The organism is Chromohalobacter sp. HP20-39, from assembly GCF_033052815.1.
GTDB lineage: Bacteria > Pseudomonadota > Gammaproteobacteria > Pseudomonadales > Halomonadaceae > Chromohalobacter.
On the sequence record NZ_JAWHTP010000500.1, the window covers coordinates 1 to 292 of the forward strand.

Sequence of the window (292 nt, forward strand, 5' to 3'; positions counted from 1 at the left end):
GAATTTGCGCGCCATCGCTTCACGCCCGGGGTTCAGGTCCACACCGATGATCTTGTCCGCGCCGACCATCTTGGCGCCCTGGATCACGTTCAGCCCGATGCCGCCCAGGCCGAACACCACCACGTTGGCGCCGGCTTCCACCTTGGCCGTGTAGACCACCGCGCCCACGCCCGTGGTGACGCCGCAGCCGATGTAGCAGACCTTGTCGAACGGCGCGTCCGGGCGGATTTTGGCCAGTGCAATCTCCGGCACCACGATGTGGTTGGCAAACGTGGACGTGCCCATGTAATGG

General features: G+C 65.1%; 1 pseudogene. It reads right to left on the bottom strand.

The features are described 5' to 3' along the window. Window positions 1-292 (bottom strand): annotated as a pseudogene (locus RVY79_RS18965) (S-(hydroxymethyl)glutathione dehydrogenase); the annotation flags it as partial.